This window comes from Rhizobium sp. AAP43 (assembly GCF_001296045.1).
Lineage (GTDB): Bacteria > Pseudomonadota > Alphaproteobacteria > Rhizobiales > Rhizobiaceae > Allorhizobium.
Window position 1 is genome coordinate 20,127 of sequence record NZ_LJHS01000018.1, and the last position, 16,798, is coordinate 36,924.

A 16,798-nucleotide genomic window follows, 5' to 3' on the forward strand; every position below is an offset into this window, starting at 1 on the left:
GCCTGCAGGCATCTCGTCAGCCGTCGATTTCCTCGCCCGGCCGCAAGGCGCGCTCGCCCTTCCGGAACGGCGTGTGCCCTTCGAGATAGGCGCCGATCTGCGCCACTTCCTGCCGTTCCTGCTCGAGATAGTTCGCCACGGCGCGCCGCAGGCCTTGATGCGCAATGAAATGCGCGGAATGGGTGGTAACAGGCTCATAGCCCCGTGCAAGTTTGTGCTCGCCCTGCGCGCCAGCTTCGACGCGTGAGAGCCCTCGTGCCAGCGCAAAATCGATTGCCTGGTGATAGCAGACCTCGAAATGCAGAAACGGATGGTCTTCGATGCAGCCCCAGTGCCGGCCATAGAGCGCGTCGGCACCGATGAAATTGATCGCGCCTGCGACATAGCGGCCATCGCGCTTCGCCATGACCAGCAGGATATCGTCGGGCATGGTCTCGCCGATCAAGGCGTAGAAGCTCCGGGTCAAATAGGGGCGACCCCATTTGCGGCTGCCCGTATCGATGTAGAAATGGAAGAACTGGTCCCAAATCTCTTCCGTCAGATCTTTGCCCGTAAGCCAGTCGATGCTGACGCCGTTTTCTAGCGCAGCGCGGCGTTCCTTGCGCAGGTTCTTGCGCTTCGATGAGGACAACTCGCCGAGAAAGGCCTCGTGATCGGCGTAACCTCGATTGATGAAATGGAATTGCTGGTCCGTCCTATGCAGGAAGCCTGCTTCTTCGAGCGCCGGCAGTTCCTCTTGCTGCAGGAAGGTCAGATGTGAGGATGAAACGCCGAGTTCGATGGTAATCTGTTGCAGTCCCTGCGCAAGCAGTGCTTGGACGCGTGCCCGATCCTCGCCTTGGCGCACCAGTAAACGCGGCCCGGTGGCAGGTGTGAAAGGAACGGAAGCCTGCAGCTTCGGATAATACCGCCCTCCCGCCCGCTGGTAGGCATCCGCCCAGCCGTGATCGAAGACATACTCGCCCTGACTATGGCTCTTCAGATAGCACGGCACGGCACCGATCAGTCTCTCACCTTCGGAGAGCAATAGGTGGTGGGCGAGCCACCCCGTTTCGGCATCGGCAGACCCCGATTGTTCAAGCGCCGACAGGAAGGCATGCGAGACGAAGGGATTGTAGCCATCTCCGGAACGCGAGGTTCCGGAGAGGAGGGCCCATTCGGTCGGATCGATCTCCAGGAAGGAGCCGACAATGCGGATCGTAACCTCGTCTGCCATGCGGTCCTGTTGGTTGTTGTCTCAGGCAATGGCCGGTGATTGGCGCGGGTCGAAGCCTTCGAACGTCATCTGATCTGCATATGTATAGGTCTGTGCCCGCATGATTTCATCCCTGACGGTCCAGGTAATCACAGGCGTGGCCTTTTCACGCAGGCCGGAGATGAAATCATTCGGCAAATGTGCGACGCAATAGGAGACGAAATCGAGGCCGAGAGCCATAGCCTCTGCATGCTCTGCGAAATTCTCCGGCTTCTGCCCTTCTGCGGTGAGGCCCACGGGATAGGGGCAGTCTGCCTTCTTCAAGGCGCGCAGCAGATGGAAGTCGAAGCTCATCAGCGCAACTTTGCCCTGATAGCCCTCCAGAACTTCGAGAACGGCCTCGACATAGCCATCGTCCTGCTCGGCATTGATGCCCTTGAGCTCGATCACCAGCGGCACGCGTCCCTTCACGAGGTTCAGCATCTGGCGCAGCGATGGAATGCGGTCCTTGGTGGCGCCGATTGACAGGAGGCCGAGCTCACCGGCCGTCCGCTCCCGAACGTCGCCCGCCATGCTGCAAAGGCGCTGAAGATCGTGGTCGTGGAACACCATCGGGACACTGTCGGACGAAAGCTGGATATCGCACTCGATGGCAAACCCGGCATCGATGGCCCTGGAAAAGGCAGAGAGGGTGTTTTCCCAGACCGCATGGTTCATGTCGTGATAGCCGCGATGCGCGACGGGCAGGTCCTTGATCCAGTCAGCCTTGGTCACGCACGGATCTCCATGATGGCGTCGATCTCGACAGCGGCATTGAGGGGCAGGGCAGCCATGCCGACGGCCGCGCGCGCATGCCGGCCGGCTTCGCCTAGGATTTCGGCGATCAAATTGGATGCGCCATTGACCACGAGGTGCTGCTCGACAAAGCCCGGGGCAGAAGCGACGAAGCCATTCAGCTTCACCACCTTTACGATCCGGCCGAGATCGCCGCCGAGTGCCGCCTTTGCTTGAGCAAGGATGTTGATGGCGCAGAGCCGCGCTGCCCGCTGCGCCTCTTCGAGGCCAACATCGCCGCCGACGAGCCCGGTGACGGCAATCCGTCCCCCTTCCATGGGGAGCTGTCCAGACAGGTGAAGCATGTTACCGGACACGACGAAGGGGACATAGTTGGCGGCAGGGGCGGCGGCTTCGGGCAGGCTGATCCCTGCTGCCGCCAGGCGGGCTTCGATGGTGTCGGACATGGCGCAATCCCGGATTGTTGAAAAAGAGCGATAAAGTTGAAGTGACGAAAAGCATGTCTCGCTTTTGACGAATGTGGTCTTATAACATCGTGCCGGACTACAACAGGAGAATGTCGATGTACCCTCTGCGTTTGGCGCTTGGCGCCACCTTGGCTCTCCTGGCAATTCCGGCCGGCTATGAAGCTCATGCTGCACCGACGGGCCTTGTTCCGCACCGCGCGGTCTATGATATCGTACTCAAGGAAGCCTCGGATCGTTCCGGCATCGAATCGATGCGCGGGCGCATGGTCTACGAATTCAACGGATCGAGCTGTAAGGGCTTCAGCACGGAATTCCGCTTCGTCACCCGTATCGACATGGGTGACGGCGTGCGCGTCACCGACCAGAGATCCTCGACTTTCGAAGATCTTGCGCAGGGCCGCTTCCGCTTTGATAACAAGTCCTTTACCGACGACCAGCTCGACAAAGATGTGACCGGTGACGCGGCCGATACCGGCACCAAGGTCAAGATCGAGCTGACAGGCCCTGACAAGCGCGGCCTGGAAGTGGCAGCAAGCCGCTTCCCGGCTGAACATATGCTTGAAGTCATCGCGCGGGCGAACAGGGGAGAGCGCATCTTCGAATCACGGATCTTCGATGGCTCTGAAGATGGTGATCAGACATTCCTGACCACGACGATTGTCGGCCGGCCTCAAAAGCCGTCGAAAGCCGATCCCGAAGTCGAGGCAGCGGCGGAACTGGCGGCTGCCGACTACTGGCCGGTCTCGATCGCCTATTTCAATGACCAGTCAACCGGCGACCAGGAGCCGATCTACAATCAGTCCTTCAAGCTCTACGAAAACGGTGTCACCCGCGATCTGACGCTGGACTATGGCGACTTCGTTCTCGCGGGCAAGCTGACCAAACTCGAAGTCCTCGGCAATCCTGAGGCTGATTGCCGGTGATTCTCGGCATCGACAGAGTGTTTGTCCGGATTGCGGCTTGATTTTTCATGGGCCGCCCTGTATGGGCCGCATCATTCCACACGCGAAGCTTGGGATCGACAGGGAGAAATCCTGCCGATTCCGCCCGGTGGCAGGTTCAAAAGGCTTGCTGTTTGTTTCGCGGGGGTTCAACCGGAAAAGGATAACAAGGCATGGCATTGCCCGATTTCTCTATGCGTCAGCTTCTCGAAGCTGGCATTCACTTCGGTCACCAGACGCACCGCTGGAACCCGAAGATGAAGCCGTACATCTTCGGCGATCGTAACAACATCCACATCATCGATCTGGCCCAGACCGTGCCGATGCTGTCGAAGGCCCTGCAGGTCGTCTCCGACACCGTTGCTCGCGGCGGTCGCGTTCTGTTCGTTGGCACCAAGCGCCAGGCTTCGGAAATCATCGCTGACAGCGCCAAGCGTTCGGCCCAGTACTACGTCAACTCCCGCTGGCTCGGCGGCATGATGACCAACTGGAAGACCATTTCGAACTCGATCGCTCGCCTGCGCAAGCTTGACGAGATCCTGGCTTCGGAAGGTTCTGGCTACTCCAAGAAGGAACGCCTCAACCTCGAGCGCGAGCGCGAGAAGCTCGAAAAGGCTCTCGGCGGTATCCGTGACATGGGCGGCACCCCGGACCTGATGTTCATCATCGACACCAACAAGGAAAAGATCGCGATCGACGAAGCCAAGCGCCTCGGCATCCCGGTTGTTGCTGTCATCGACTCGAACTGCGATCCGGACCTGATCGACTACCCGATCCCGGGCAATGACGACGCTTCGCGTGCCATCGCTCTCTACTGCGACCTGATCTCGCGCGCTGCCATCGACGGCATCGCACGCCAGCAGGGCGCTTCGGGTCGTGACCTCGGCGCCTCCGCCGAAGCTCTGATCGAGCCGGCTCTCGAAACCGAAGCCGACGCTTAAGACCTGTATTCGCGGCGGTCTCCGCCGCATCTTCCCGTCAAGGGAATGGCCGCCTGTGCGCTCCCCGGAGCAACGGGCGGCCTCCGTTCTTCCGGACGCCTCTGCGAGGTGTCGGAGACGACCCATGGGTTCCGTAGTGGCCGTTTCATCACGTTGTCACATATCCGGGTACATTTCGTCCCAAAACAGCGGCTCTCCGGCTTGTCCCAGACAGCGGACCGGCCGCCTGAACAGACAAGAGGCACACAATGGCTGAAATCACTGCAGCACTGGTTAAGGAACTGCGCGAGAAGTCCGGCGCAGGCATGATGGATTGCAAGAAGGCGCTGACCGAGAACAACGGCGACATCGAAGCCGCCATCGACTGGCTGCGCGCCAAGGGTATTGCCAAGGCTGACAAGAAGTCCGGCCGCACCGCCGCAGAAGGCCTGATCGGCATCGCCGGCGCTGGCACCTCGGCCGTTGTCGTTGAAGTCAACTCCGAGACCGACTTCGTTGCCCGTAACGACGCTTTCCAGGAACTGGTTCGCGGCGTTGCCTCCGTTGCTCTCGCCACCGACGGTTCTGTCGACGCGATCGGTGCTGCAACCTATCCGGCCAGCGGCAAGTCCGTCACCGACACCATCAAGGATGCGATCGCTCATATCGGCGAGAACATGACCCTGCGTCGCTCGGTCAAGCTCTCGGTCGAGGATGGCGTCGTCGCCACCTACATCCACAATGCTGCTGCTGACGGCCTCGGCAAACTCGGCGTTCTCGTGGCTCTGAAGTCGACCGGTAACAAGGACGTACTCGCTGCCATCGGTCGCCAGGTCGCCATGCATGTCGCCGCCACCAACCCGCTCGCCATCCGTGCGGACGAAGTGGATGCCGACGTCGCCGAGCGCGAACGCAACGTCTTCATCGAACAGTCGCGCGCTTCCGGTAAGCCGGACGCCATCATCGAGAAGATGGTCGAAGGCCGCATGCGAAAGTTCTTCGAAGAAGTCGCTCTTCTGTCGCAGTCGTTCGTCATCAATCCTGATCTGACCGTTGGCGACGCCATCAAGGCTGCCGAAAAGGATGCTGGCGCACCGATCGAAGTCGCTGGCATGGCGCGCCTGCTGCTCGGCGAAGGCGTCGAAAAGGAAGAGTCCGACTTCGCTGCCGAAGTCGCAGCCGCAGCCAAGGGCTGATCTTTCCTTTATCCTTATCGCAGGGAAAACATCGGGCATCGCGTGACAACGCGGTGCCCTTCGTGTATCGGGCAGACAATCGTATTCGGGAGACTTCATGACAGCCGAACCATTGTTCAAGCGCGTCCTTCTCAAGGCTTCCGGTGAAGCCCTCATGGGCAGCCAGGGCTTCGGGATCGACGTGGCCGTCGCAGACCGCATCGCCTCCGATATTGCACAAGCGCGCCACATGGGCGTCGAAGTCGGTGTCGTGGTCGGCGGAGGCAATATTTTCCGCGGCGTTGCTGTGGCATCGAAGGGCGGCGACCGCGTCACCGGCGACCACATGGGCATGCTTGCCACCGTGATCAACGCGCTGGCGCTGGCGACCTCGCTGCGCAAGCTGGATATCGACACCGTCGTTTTGTCCGCGATCGCGATGCCGGAAATCTGCGAAAGCTTTTCGCAGCGTGCAGCCATCCATCATTTGTCCCAGGGCAGGGTGGTGATATTTGCCGGCGGTACCGGCAACCCCTTCTTCACGACAGACTCGGCCGCTGCACTCCGCGCTGCGGAAATCGGCGCCCAGGCAATTTTCAAGGGTACTCAGGTGGACGGCATCTATTCCGCCGACCCGAAGAAAGTGCTCGATGCGACGCGCTTCGACCGTTTGACGCATGATGAAGTGCTGCAGAAAGGGCTCGCCGTCATGGACGTCGCTGCCGTGGCACTGGCACGCGAAAACCACATTCCGATCGTTGTCTTCTCGATCCATGAGAAGGGCGGATTCTGCGAGATCCTGCAGGGCCGTGGCCGCATGACGATCGTTACCGACAATTGAACCTAAGGGGCCAGGCCCTATTCGGCCGGTCCATTCAAGAGCAATGGGAGAACCATGATGACCGCAGGGGTTGATCTCAACGACATCAAGCGCCGTATGGACGGCGCGATCAACGCGTTCAAGAACGATATCGCTTCGCTGCGCACCGGCCGCGCATCGGCCAATGTTCTCGATCCGGTGACAGTCGAAGCCTACGGTTCGCGCGTGCCGCTGAACCAGGTGGCAAACGTGACGGTTCCGGAGCCGCGCATGCTCGGTGTCTCGATCTGGGACAAGTCCATGGTGGGTGCCGTTGATCGGGCAATCCGCGAAGCCAATCTCGGCCTGAACCCGATTGTCGATGGCCAGAACCTGCGTATTCCTTTGCCGGAGCTCAACGAAGAGCGCCGCAAGTCGCTGGTCAAGGTCGCCCATGACTACGCCGAAAAGGCGAAGGTTGCGATTCGCCACGTACGTCGTGATGGCATGGACAGCTTGAAGAAGGCTGAAAAAGACGGCTCGATCAGCCAGGACGACAGCCGCAGCCTGTCCGAGAAGGTCCAAAAGATGACCGACGAGACGATTGTCGATATCGATCGCTTGCTCGTCGAGAAGGAAAAGGAAATCATGCAGGTCTAGACTGTCGCGACCGCGCATCGTTTGAACCGCCGCTTGGACACACACCCTATGTCGACTTCCGCAGAGCCTATCGTTCCCCTTCACGTTGCCATCATCATGGATGGCAATGGCCGCTGGGCGAACGCGCGTGGACTGCCCAGGACATTTGGTCACCGCAAGGGTGTCGAAACGGTGCGCGAGACGGTTAAGACTGCTCGGGAGGCCGGGATCGGCTTCCTGACACTGTTTGCATTTTCCTCGGAAAACTGGCGCCGTCCCGAGGCTGAGATCAATGAACTCTTCGGGTTGTTGAAGGCCTTCATCCGTCGGGATCTGGCTGATCTGCACCGGGCAAATGTTCGCATTAGGGTCATTGGCGATCGCGCGACCTTGAAGGATGATATCCGTTCACTTCTACTGGAAGCGGAGGAGCGGACGGCCGGCAATGCTGGCATGACGCTGGTCATCGCATTTAATTACGGGGCAAGAGACGAGATCGCGAGAGCTGCTGCCCGTCTCGCTGAAGAGGTGAGGGCCGGGCGCCTAGAGCCGCACGAGATTGATGCCCAGCGTATCAATGACAGCCTCGACACCGCCGGTATCCCGGACCCCGATCTGGTCATCCGCACCAGCGGGGAGGAGCGGCTCTCGAATTTCCTACTCTGGCAGGCTGCCTATGCCGAACTGATGTTCGTGCCGGAGTTTTGGCCCGATTTTACGCCGGAGCTTTTTAGAGCCGTTTTGGAGCGCTTCGCAGCGAGAGATCGCCGTTTTGGCGGCCTTTCAGCCAAGCCCATGGCGGCGGTTGGTTCGTGATGGCGTCAATGTCTCGCGAATTGCAATTGCGCATTTACTCGGCGATCGTGATGATCGTCGTCGTCGTGGCTGCAACTTGGGCAGGGGGGGCGATCTTCCGTTTTCTCGCCGCCGCGATTGGCCTGCTAATCTACTATGAGTGGTCGAAGATAACGCGGTTATCGGAAAAGAGCCTGCGAGCCGATGCCTTTGGCTGGCTTTCGCTCGCCCTGATTGCGCTCAATCTCCTATTCGGATCCGATGACCTGACCGTACCGCTCTTTGCAGGTCTAGTCACCACCGCTATCATTCCTGCCATCTTCCGGCGGGTTAGCTGGTGGCAACCTGCCGGCATTTTCTACGCAGGTCTCAGCGCGATTTCTCTCTCTGCGATCCGTGGTGAAGACTCCCTCGGTTTGATCGCAATGTTGTTTGTCTTCGTGGTGGTCTGGGCGACGGATATACTCGCATATTTCGTCGGACGGGCGATCGGGGGCCCAAAGCTGGCGCCACGCATCTCGCCCGGCAAGACTTGGTCAGGAGCGATCGGCGGGGCTTTGGCTGGCGTGTCGGGCGGCGTTTTGTTGGCAACGTCCTATTTCCAGGACGTCGGTGCCTGGGTCGTCGGAATTGCGTTCGCTCTATCGATTTCGAGCCAGATTGGGGATCTGTTTGAATCCTTCATCAAGCGCCGCTTTGGTGTGAAGGATTCCAGCCACCTCATTCCCGGACACGGTGGCGTCATGGATCGCGTTGATGGCCTTGTATTCGCCTGTTTTGCGGCCTTCTTTCTGGCGATTGCCTTTTCTGCCGGTGGCAACCGCGTGGTCGTCTCCATGGGAGCCTTCCTCTTCGGTCTGTGAAGCGCTATCCAGAGGCTCTAAAGTCATACGCAACAGGATCGGACGAGAGTGATGCAAGAGATCAGTGCAGTCTTCGGTTTTCTCGGCGGCTACATCTTGCCGTATATCCTGATCCTGTCACTCCTCGTCTTCATCCATGAGATGGGCCACTATCTTGCTGGTCGCTGGTCCGGCATCCGTGTCCTCGCCTTCTCCGTCGGCTTTGGTCCCGAACTCTTCGGTTTCACCGACAAGCATGGCACCCGGTGGAAGGTCTCGGCGATCCCCCTCGGAGGCTATGTACGCTTCTTTGGGGATGCAGATGCTGCCAGCCGTCCGGATGGCGAAGCCGAATCACTTCTGACAGATGCGGAAAAAGCGCAGACACTGAACGGTGCAAAGCTGTGGAAACGCGCTTTCACGGTTGCGGCAGGTCCGCTTGCTAACTTCTTGCTTGCAATAGCAATCTTTGCTGTGATCTTCGGCACAATGGGTAAGCCGGTCTCTGATCCGGTGGTTGCCGACCTGAAGGCGGGCGGAGCTGCTGAGGAGGCGGGGATCGCCCGTGGCGACCTTTTGGTGGCGCTCGACGGGCGCCAGATCAAGACCTTCGACGACGTCGTCCGCTACATCTCCATGAGGCCGGAAGTGCCGGTCACCGTAACGGTGAGCCGGGGCGGAAACGTCCTTGATTTCCCGCTGACCCCGCGCCGCGCCGTGACCGAAGACCGGTTCGGCAACAAGATGGAAGTCGGCCAGATCGGTATTGTAACCGACCAGCAGGCCGGCAATTTCCGCATTGTGCAGCTGTCCCCCGGTCAGGCGCTTTGGGAAGGCGTACTGCAGACCGGGCACATCGTGACCGGAACCTTCGATTATATCGGGAACATGATTGCCGGCCGAATGAATGCAGATCAGCTCGGTGGGCCGGTTCGTGTCGTCCAGGCATCGGGCGAAATGGCGACGCTTGGCATCCTGGCATTGTTCAATCTGGCGGCAGTTCTCTCCGTTTCGCTGGGACTTTTGAATTTGATGCCAGTTCCGGTCCTTGACGGCGGCCATCTCGTTCTCTACGCGATTGAAGGTCTTCGCGGAAAACCGCTTGGCCAGAACGCGCAGGAAATCGCCTTCCGGATCGGATTTGCGATGATCCTCTCGCTGATGGTCTTTGCGACGTGGAATGACATCAGCCGCCTCATCGGTTAAGGGGCGGCGCGGTGGCTGGGAAAGGATTTGTTTACGCTGTTTCAAGTTGATAGTGGCGATTGGGTCACGGCTTGAAACGAAGTAAACAGAAATTAACGTGTGGTCTTGCTTGTAGGGTAAAAGCCGGTAAAACCTCACTGGGGCCGGAGTCGGGGTAACGGCTTGCGGGACAATGGAAGAAGGTAAAGTATACACATGAAGACTGGTTCAAGGTTTTTGAACGCAGTGTCAGCGGTCGCGCTGTCAGCTGGTGTGGTGTCTTCGGGCGCGGGTGTCGTCGTTCTTGGATCGGCTGCGTCGGCTCAGGCTGCAGTGGTTCAGCGCATCGATGTGCGCGGAGCGCAGCGTGTGGGTGCGGAGGCTGTTCGCTCGAATATTTCGATCAGGCCCGGTCAGAATTTCAGCAATGCGGATATCGATGAATCGGTTAAGCGTCTTTACGCGACCGGCTTCTTCTCGGATGTTCGCATGTCTGTATCCGGCGGTACGCTCGTCGTCACCGTTTCTGAAAATCAGCTGATCAATCAGGTGGTGTTCAACGGCAACCGCAAGATCAAGGACGACAAGCTCGTTGGCATCGTGCAGACCCAGCCCCAGGGTCCCTACAGCGAGAGCCTGATCACGGCAGATATTCAGCGTATTCGTGAAGCCTATGCCGCGATCGGCCGTTCTGATGTCGAAGTGACGACCCAGACCGCCACTGTGGCTGAAGGCCGCGTGAACCTTGCTTTCGTTATCAATGAAGGCGATCGCACGAAGATCAGCTCGATCAACTTCGTTGGCAACAACGCCTATTCGGACGGCCGCCTGTCGTCTGTGCTTCAGACGAAGGAATCCGGCGTTCTGTCGTTCCTGACCCGCAAGGACGTCTACAACGAAGACAAGCTTCGCGCAGACGAAGAAGTCCTGCGTCAGTTCTACTACAACCATGGTTATGCAGACTTCCGCGTGATCTCCTCTGAAGCCATCCTCAATGAGGCCGGCAACGAGTACACGATCAACATCACTGTTGACGAAGGTCAGCGCTACAAGTTCGGTGCAGTTGCGGTTGAATCCACCGTTGAAGGTGTCGATGGCAAAGAGCTCGAAGGGCTTCTCGAAGTTCGCGAAGGCAATACCTACAGTGCTCGTGACGTACAGAAGTCGATGGAAGCTATCTCCCGTCGCGTGTCGTCTGCGGGTTATCCTTTCGCTCGCGTCGTTCCGCGCGGTGACCGTAACTTTGAGACAAACACCATCGGCGTGACCTTCTTGGTGGATCAGGGCGAACGCGCCTATGTGGAGCGTATCGAAGTCCGTGGTAACACCCGCACACGCGATTACGTTATTCGTCGCGAGTTCGATATCTCCGAAGGCGATGCGTTCAACCAGGAGACGATTTCCCGCGCAAAGCGTCGTCTGGAAGCGCTTGGCTTCTTCTCGTCGGTGAACATTTCGACCCAGGCTGGCAGTGCTCCCGACCGCGTCGTGGTTGTCGTCGATGTGCAGGATCAGCCGACCGGTTCGTTCGGCATCGGTGCCGGTTACTCTGTCGGTGACGGCGGCTTGGTGCTTGAAGCGTCTGTCGAAGAAAAGAACTTCCTCGGTCGCGGCCAGTTCATCCGCGTTGCTGCAGGCGGCGGCTTCGATGAAGCGCGTACCTACAACTTCTCGTTCACCGAGCCTTACTTCCTCGGTTATCGCCTTGCAGCCGGTTTCGACCTCTTCAAGAGCTCGACCAGCAGCAACAGCTACTACGACTACGAGGAGCAGGGCGGAACCATTCGCGTAACCGCGCCGATCACCGAAGACCTCGCGACGACGCTGCGTTATACCTACAAGGAACTCGACTATATCAATGATGGTGCGGACGCGACGAATACGGCGCAGCCCTATCTTGATGCTATCGATCAGGGTACCTGGAAGCAGTCCATCCTGGGTCACTCCGTCGTGTACAACACGGTTGACGATCGCCAGAACCCGCATGAAGGCATCTATGCAAGCTTCACGCACGAATACGCGGGCCTCGGTGGCGACTCCGAGTACTACAAGGCCTATGCCCGTGCGCGCATGTACTACACGTTGTCGGACGAGTTCGATGTTGTCGGCTCGCTGGCGGGGTCTGCCGGTCATGTCGTGGCCCTTGGCGACAATTTGAACGTCTTCGATCAGTTCAAGATCGGCGGCAAAGAAATCCGTGGCTTCTCCAACAGCGGTATTGGTCCGCGTATGGGTGACGACTCCATCGGTGGTACGACCTACTTCACAGCTTCGGCTGAGGCGACCTTCCCGATGCCGCTCATCCCGCAGGATCTCAACTTCCGTGGCGCGGTCTTTGCTGATGCCGGCACACTCTACGGCAGCAACTTGGCCAGCGATGGTGGAGCTCTAGGGACTGACATGTCGCTCCGCGCATCTGCCGGTGTGGGCGTGATCTGGAATTCGCCCTTCGGTGCTCTGCGTGTCGACTACGCCGTTCCGGTGGCGAAGGAAGAGTTCGACGATACGCAGGAATTCCGCTTCAGCATGGCGAACCAGTTCTAAGACTGGCGATCCAGAACCGCTGGCAGTTTGACGTTCTGGAGCGTTTGCCGATGATTGAGAATGATTTCTTTCCGCCCCATTCCGGGCTGACGCTGGCCGAACTGGCAGCACAGACCGGGGCGGAATTAACGGACGAAAGCGCAGGCGGACGGATCGTACGATCCGTTTCGCCGGTCGCTCGCGCAGGTGAGGGGGATGTGTGCTACATCCTGTCGCGTCGAAATCGCGCCGATCTTGATACCTGCAAGGCCACGGCCGTCTTCTGTGAGAAGGCGCTGGTCAGCCTGATTCCACCCCATGTTCCTGTTTTGGTGGCGAAAAGCGCCCATACCGCATTTGCGGTCGCTGGTGGCATTTTGCATCCGCAGGGGCTCCGCCCGGTCCGGATGACGTCGGAAGCCTCCAAGATTTCACCCGCTGCTTATGTCGACCCGACAGCCCGTCTCGAGGATGGCGTCGAAGTCGAGCCCATGGCTGTGATTGGCGCCCGTGCGGAAATCGGCAGTGGGACGCGCATTGGCCCCGGAGCCATCATCGGCTCGGATGTCAGGATCGGTCGGGACTGCACGATTGCTGGTGGTGCAACCGTTCAGGTCGCGCTTGTCGGCAACAATGTGATTATCCACAACGGCGCCCGTATCGGGCAGGACGGCTTTGGTTACGCGCCAGGTCCACGAGGCATGTTGAAGATCGTTCAGGTTGGACGGGTGATCATCCAGGACAATGTCGAGATCGGTGCCAACACAACAATCGATCGTGGCACGATGGATGACACCGTCATCGGTGAAGGCACAAAGATCGACAATCTGGTGCAGGTCGGCCACAACGTGCGGATAGGCCGGCATTGCGGTATCGTTAGCCAGGTCGGCATTGCCGGCAGCACGGTGATCGGCGACGGCGTGATGATCGGCGGTGCAGCCGGCGTCAATGGTCATATCAAGATCGGTGATGGCGCCCAGATCGCGGCCATGAGCGGTGTCCTGGCGGATGTGCCGCCGGGAGAGAAGTTCGGCGGCGTTCCGGCGCGGCCTCTGAAAGATTATTTGCGGGAAGTGGCCGAAACGCTCAGCCGCTATGACAGCCGCAGCAAGGATAAGGGAGCGAGCAATGACTGACGTTGCCAAGACCGAACTGGGTTCGGCGGACATTCTTGAGATCATGAAGCTCCTGCCGCACCGCTACCCCTTCCTGCTGGTCGACAAGATTGTCGAAATTGACGGCGACGACTCGGCAATCGGCATCAAGAACGTGACGGCGAACGAGCCGCACTTCACCGGCCATTTCCCTGAATCGCCTATCATGCCGGGCGTCTTGCTCATCGAAGGCATGGCGCAGACGGCGGGTGCAATCTGCGCCCGCAAGCAGGGAGAGGCGGGCAATCTCGTCTACTTCATGACGATCGACAATGCGCGTTTCCGCAAGCCGGTGGTTCCTGGAGACCGCGTGGAGTTTCATGTCGTCAAGCAGAAGCAGCGCGGCAACATCTGGAAGTTTCATTGCGATGCCAAGGTTGACGGAGCACTCGTAGCTGAGGCGGATATTGGCGCCATGATCATGCGCAAGGACCAGAAATGAGCACGATCGCTGCCAGCGCCCAGATCCACCCGATGGCCATCGTCGAGGACGGCGCGGTGATTGGCGAGAATGTCCGTATCGGTCCCTTCTGCCATATTGGTCCGCGTGTGACCTTGAAGGATGGTGTGGAACTCCTGTCGAATGCGGTAGTGACCGGGCTGACAGAAATCGGGGCTGGATCGAAAATCCATCCGATGGCGGTTATCGGCGGAGCCTCGCAAAGTCTGCATGAGGCGGGCACAGAGTCGACCCTGGTGGTCGGCGCCAACTGCACCATGCGTGAAGGCGTGACGATGAATTGCGGTTCGGTCGGTGGTGGCGGCATTACCCGTGTCGGCGACAACTGCCTGTTCCTGGCAAATTCCCATGTTGCCCATGACTGCATTCTCGGCAACGATATCATTCTGTCGAACAATGTCATGCTCGCCGGTCATGTACGCGTAGAAGATCGGGCCATTCTGAGCGGCGGTTGTGCCGTCCACCAGTTTACCCGCATTGGCCGCCATGCCTTCATCGGTGGTTTGTCGGCGGTTGCCTATGACGTCATTCCCTATGGCATGCTGAATGGCAATCCCGGCATTCTCGGTGGGCTGAATGTCGTTGGTATGACGCGCGCCGGCATTGAGCGTGCGGTAATCCACCAGGTCCGTCGTGCCTTCAAGCAGATCTTCGAGGCAGAAGGTTCTGCCCGTGCCAACGCAGCAGCGATCCGTGACGAGTATCTGGATTGCCCGCAGGTCATCGAGATCCTGGATTTCATAGCGGCAGAAAGCGACCGGGCGCTGTCTTCGCCTAATCGCGGCAAGAATTGAGGTCTGGGGTGGTGGCCGGGGTCGCTCCGAACTCGGCACCGGCTGGACGCCTCGGCATCGTGGCGGGCAGCGGTAAGCTACCGCTTTACCTCGCAGAGGCTGCCCGAGCAGCCGGAGAAGATCCTTTCATCTTCCGCCTGAAGAATGAGGCCGACGGCCTGTTTGATGGCTATGACAACACAGTGCTGGGTGTGGGAGACCTCAAAGGTCTTGCTCACAACCTTGCAGGTCACGGCATCACGCGCATCGTGATGTCAGGCGCCGTGAAGCGGCGTCCGCCCTTTGGCGATATCAGGCCGAACTTGCGTTCGTTGATGAAGCTGCCATCCGCCGTGCGCACGCTTTTATCCGGCGGCGATGACGCCGTTCTGCGGATGGTAATCGCGCTGTTGGAGGCTCAAGGGTGCACCGTGCTCGGCGCTCACGAAATCCTGCCAGGATTGCTTGCAACCGTCGGCCCACTCGGCACAGCGGCGCCTTCGGTAGAAGACCAACGCGACATTGCCCGTGCTGCAGACGCAGCCGAAGCGCTTGGACGTCTTGATGTCGGGCAGGGCGCAGTCTCTGTCGGTGGTCGCATCGTGGCTCTCGAAGGTGTCGAGGGTACGGATGCAATGCTTGGACGAGTGGCGGCCTTGCGCGCCGAAGGCAGGATTTCAGCGCGGCGCAAGGGCGTGCTCGTCAAGCTTTGCAAGCCGCAGCAGGATCTGCGTGTTGATCTGCCGACCATTGGCGTATCGACGGTCGAGAACGCGATCGCTGCAGGCCTTGCTGGCATCGCCGTGGAGGCGGGCAGGGCGCTGGTGGTCGAGCGGGAGGCGATGATCAGCGCTGCCGACAACGCGGGCCTGTTTGTGGTCGGTATCGAGCGCAATGGGGAGAGTGGAGCATGAACCGCCAGCCACTGAAGATCGCCGTCGTCGCCGGCGAAGTGTCCGGCGATCTGCTCGGCGCTGACCTGATTGCGGCCCTGAAGCGCCGTTATCCCGGCCCGATCGAGCTTGTCGGCGTGGGTGGCGAGGCACTCGAGGCGCACGGATTGCGGTCGCTGTTCGATTATTCCGAACTTTCGATCATGGGGTTCACGCAAGTCCTGTCCAAACTGCCCCGATTGCTCGGCCTGATCTCGTTGACGGCTTCTAAAATTGTCGAAGCAAAGCCAGATCTTCTTCTGATCGTCGACAGCCCGGATTTCACCCACAGGGTGGCGAAAAAGGTACGCCAGGTACTGCCTGATCTGCCTGTTGTCAAATATGTCTGCCCTAGCGTCTGGGCATGGAAAGAATACCGCGCCAAGGCGATGCTGGACTATGTCGATGCCGTCTTGGCAGTGCTGCCCTTCGAGCCGGAGGTGATGCAGCGTCTGGGCGGGCCGCCAACCCATTTTGTTGGCCACCGTCTGGCAAGCCATGCCGAGATCCTGCGCATTCGAGCATTGCGCAAGACGCGCCCGCCTAAAAGCGCCGGCGAACCGTCGACGCTTCTTCTCCTGCCCGGGTCGCGGTCGAGTGAAATCACCCAGCTTCTTCCGATCTTCCGAGAGGCGGTCGAAGCCTTTGCGAACCGCAATAGTGTGCCGCGCCTTATCCTCCCAACGGTCCCGCGCCAGGAGGCGCGTGTCAGGGAGCTCACCAGAGATTGGTCGATCCAGCCGGAAATCGTTCTGGGTGACGAGGCCAAATGGCAGGCGTTCTGGCAGGCGGATGCCGCGCTGGCAGCATCCGGAACGGTCATCCTCGAACTGGCACTCGCCCATGTTCCGGTCGTCTCGACCTACAAGGCAGACTGGATCGTCAGGATGCTGGCCAATCGCATCAAGGTCTGGACGGGCGCCTTGCCCAACCTGATAGCGGACTATGTCGTGGTGCCGGAATATTTCAACGAACTGGTGCGCGCGGCAAGTCTGGTGCGCTGGATGGAGCGGCTGTCCCAGGACAGCCTGCAACGGACCGCTATGCTGGCGGGGTTCGATGAGGTCCATCAGAAACTGGCGACAGAAAAACCGGCAAGCGAGGCAGGGGCGGATGTCGTGCTTGAACTCATTGCTCGCAAGGGGCGGCGCGCGTAGCGGCAATCCTCTATTCAGTCGCATAGAGATCAGACGCAGACATTGT

At 59.5% G+C, this 16,798-nt stretch carries 17 protein-coding genes; 14 read left to right on the forward strand and 3 right to left on the reverse strand.

Annotation, left to right across the window (positions count from 1 at the left end; genetic code table 11):
- Window positions 1-16: 16 nt before the first annotated feature.
- Genes IP76_RS11465 through IP76_RS11475 form a run of 3 tightly spaced genes read right to left on the reverse strand, consistent with a single transcriptional unit; the run spans window position 17 to window position 2,436 of the window.
- A complete protein-coding gene (locus IP76_RS11465; RefSeq protein WP_054158357.1) occupies window positions 17-1,216 on the reverse strand; it encodes a GNAT family N-acetyltransferase in 1,200 nt (399 codons plus the stop codon).
- Between the two features lie 21 nt (window positions 1,217-1,237).
- A complete protein-coding gene (locus tag IP76_RS11470) occupies window positions 1,238-1,969 on the reverse strand; it encodes a glycerophosphodiester phosphodiesterase (RefSeq protein WP_054158358.1) in 732 nt (243 codons plus the stop codon).
- Window positions 1,966-2,436: a RidA family protein gene (locus IP76_RS11475; RefSeq protein ID WP_054158359.1), complete on the reverse strand. Its 471-nt coding sequence runs from the start codon at window positions 2,434-2,436 to the stop codon at window positions 1,966-1,968. Before IP76_RS11475 ends, IP76_RS11470 begins: the two co-directional genes overlap by 4 nt.
- Window positions 2,437-2,552: 116 nt before the next feature.
- Here IP76_RS11475 and IP76_RS11480 point away from each other — a divergent pair, with 116 nt between their 5' ends.
- The 14 genes from IP76_RS11480 (at window position 2,553) to lpxB (ending at window position 16,752) form a co-directional block, all read left to right on the forward strand.
- The gene (locus IP76_RS11480; protein ID WP_156318550.1) at window positions 2,553-3,380 is read left to right on the forward strand and encodes a cell envelope integrity EipB family protein; all 828 of its coding nucleotides are present in this window, start codon (window positions 2,553-2,555) and stop codon (window positions 3,378-3,380) included.
- A 191-nt stretch (window positions 3,381-3,571) separates the two neighbouring features.
- Window positions 3,572-4,339 (forward strand): 30S ribosomal protein S2, encoded by a 768-nt coding sequence (gene rpsB, locus IP76_RS11485; RefSeq protein WP_054158360.1) that lies wholly within the window; start codon window positions 3,572-3,574, stop codon window positions 4,337-4,339.
- Between the two features lie 248 nt (window positions 4,340-4,587).
- Window positions 4,588-5,514 carry a translation elongation factor Ts gene (tsf, locus tag IP76_RS11490; RefSeq protein WP_054158361.1) on the forward strand — a complete coding sequence of 309 codons (927 nt, stop codon included), beginning with the start codon at window positions 4,588-4,590 and terminating at the stop codon, window positions 5,512-5,514.
- A 97-nt stretch (window positions 5,515-5,611) separates the two neighbouring features.
- Window positions 5,612-6,334: a UMP kinase gene (pyrH, locus tag IP76_RS11495; protein ID WP_054158362.1), complete on the forward strand. Its 723-nt coding sequence runs from the start codon at window positions 5,612-5,614 to the stop codon at window positions 6,332-6,334.
- 57 nt (window positions 6,335-6,391) lie between these two features.
- Window positions 6,392-6,952 carry a ribosome recycling factor gene (frr, locus tag IP76_RS11500; protein ID WP_054158511.1) on the forward strand — a complete coding sequence of 187 codons (561 nt, stop codon included), beginning with the start codon at window positions 6,392-6,394 and terminating at the stop codon, window positions 6,950-6,952.
- Window positions 6,953-7,000: 48 nt separating this feature from the next.
- Window positions 7,001-7,747, forward strand: a complete 747-nt coding sequence (locus IP76_RS11505) for an isoprenyl transferase (protein WP_054158363.1) — start codon at window positions 7,001-7,003, stop codon at window positions 7,745-7,747.
- Between the two features lie 8 nt (window positions 7,748-7,755).
- Window positions 7,756-8,589: a phosphatidate cytidylyltransferase gene (locus IP76_RS11510; protein WP_054158364.1), complete on the forward strand. Its 834-nt coding sequence runs from the start codon at window positions 7,756-7,758 to the stop codon at window positions 8,587-8,589.
- Between the two features lie 51 nt (window positions 8,590-8,640).
- Window positions 8,641-9,774 (forward strand): RIP metalloprotease RseP, encoded by a 1,134-nt coding sequence (rseP, locus tag IP76_RS11515; RefSeq protein WP_054158365.1) that lies wholly within the window; start codon window positions 8,641-8,643, stop codon window positions 9,772-9,774.
- 195 nt (window positions 9,775-9,969) lie between these two features.
- Window positions 9,970-12,297 (forward strand): outer membrane protein assembly factor BamA, encoded by a 2,328-nt coding sequence (gene bamA, locus IP76_RS11520; protein ID WP_054158366.1) that lies wholly within the window; start codon window positions 9,970-9,972, stop codon window positions 12,295-12,297.
- A gap of 50 nt (window positions 12,298-12,347) precedes the next feature.
- On the forward strand, window positions 12,348-13,412 hold the full coding sequence (lpxD, locus tag IP76_RS11525; RefSeq protein WP_054158367.1) for a UDP-3-O-(3-hydroxymyristoyl)glucosamine N-acyltransferase: 1,065 nt from the start codon (window positions 12,348-12,350) through the stop codon (window positions 13,410-13,412).
- Window positions 13,405-13,872, forward strand: coding sequence for a 3-hydroxyacyl-ACP dehydratase FabZ (gene fabZ, locus IP76_RS11530; protein ID WP_054158368.1), 468 nt, complete (start codon window positions 13,405-13,407; stop codon window positions 13,870-13,872). The genes lpxD and fabZ overlap by 8 nt, the downstream gene beginning before the upstream one ends.
- Entirely contained in the window at window positions 13,869-14,684 is an 816-nt protein-coding gene (gene lpxA / locus IP76_RS11535; RefSeq protein ID WP_054158369.1) for an acyl-ACP--UDP-N-acetylglucosamine O-acyltransferase, read from the forward strand. Before fabZ ends, lpxA begins: the two co-directional genes overlap by 4 nt.
- An 11-nt stretch (window positions 14,685-14,695) precedes the next feature.
- Window positions 14,696-15,577, forward strand: a complete 882-nt coding sequence (locus tag IP76_RS11540) for an LpxI family protein (RefSeq protein ID WP_054158512.1) — start codon at window positions 14,696-14,698, stop codon at window positions 15,575-15,577.
- The gene (gene lpxB, locus IP76_RS11545; protein WP_054158370.1) at window positions 15,574-16,752 is read left to right on the forward strand and encodes a lipid-A-disaccharide synthase; all 1,179 of its coding nucleotides are present in this window, start codon (window positions 15,574-15,576) and stop codon (window positions 16,750-16,752) included. The genes IP76_RS11540 and lpxB overlap by 4 nt, the downstream gene beginning before the upstream one ends.
- Window positions 16,753-16,798 lie beyond the last annotated feature (46 nt).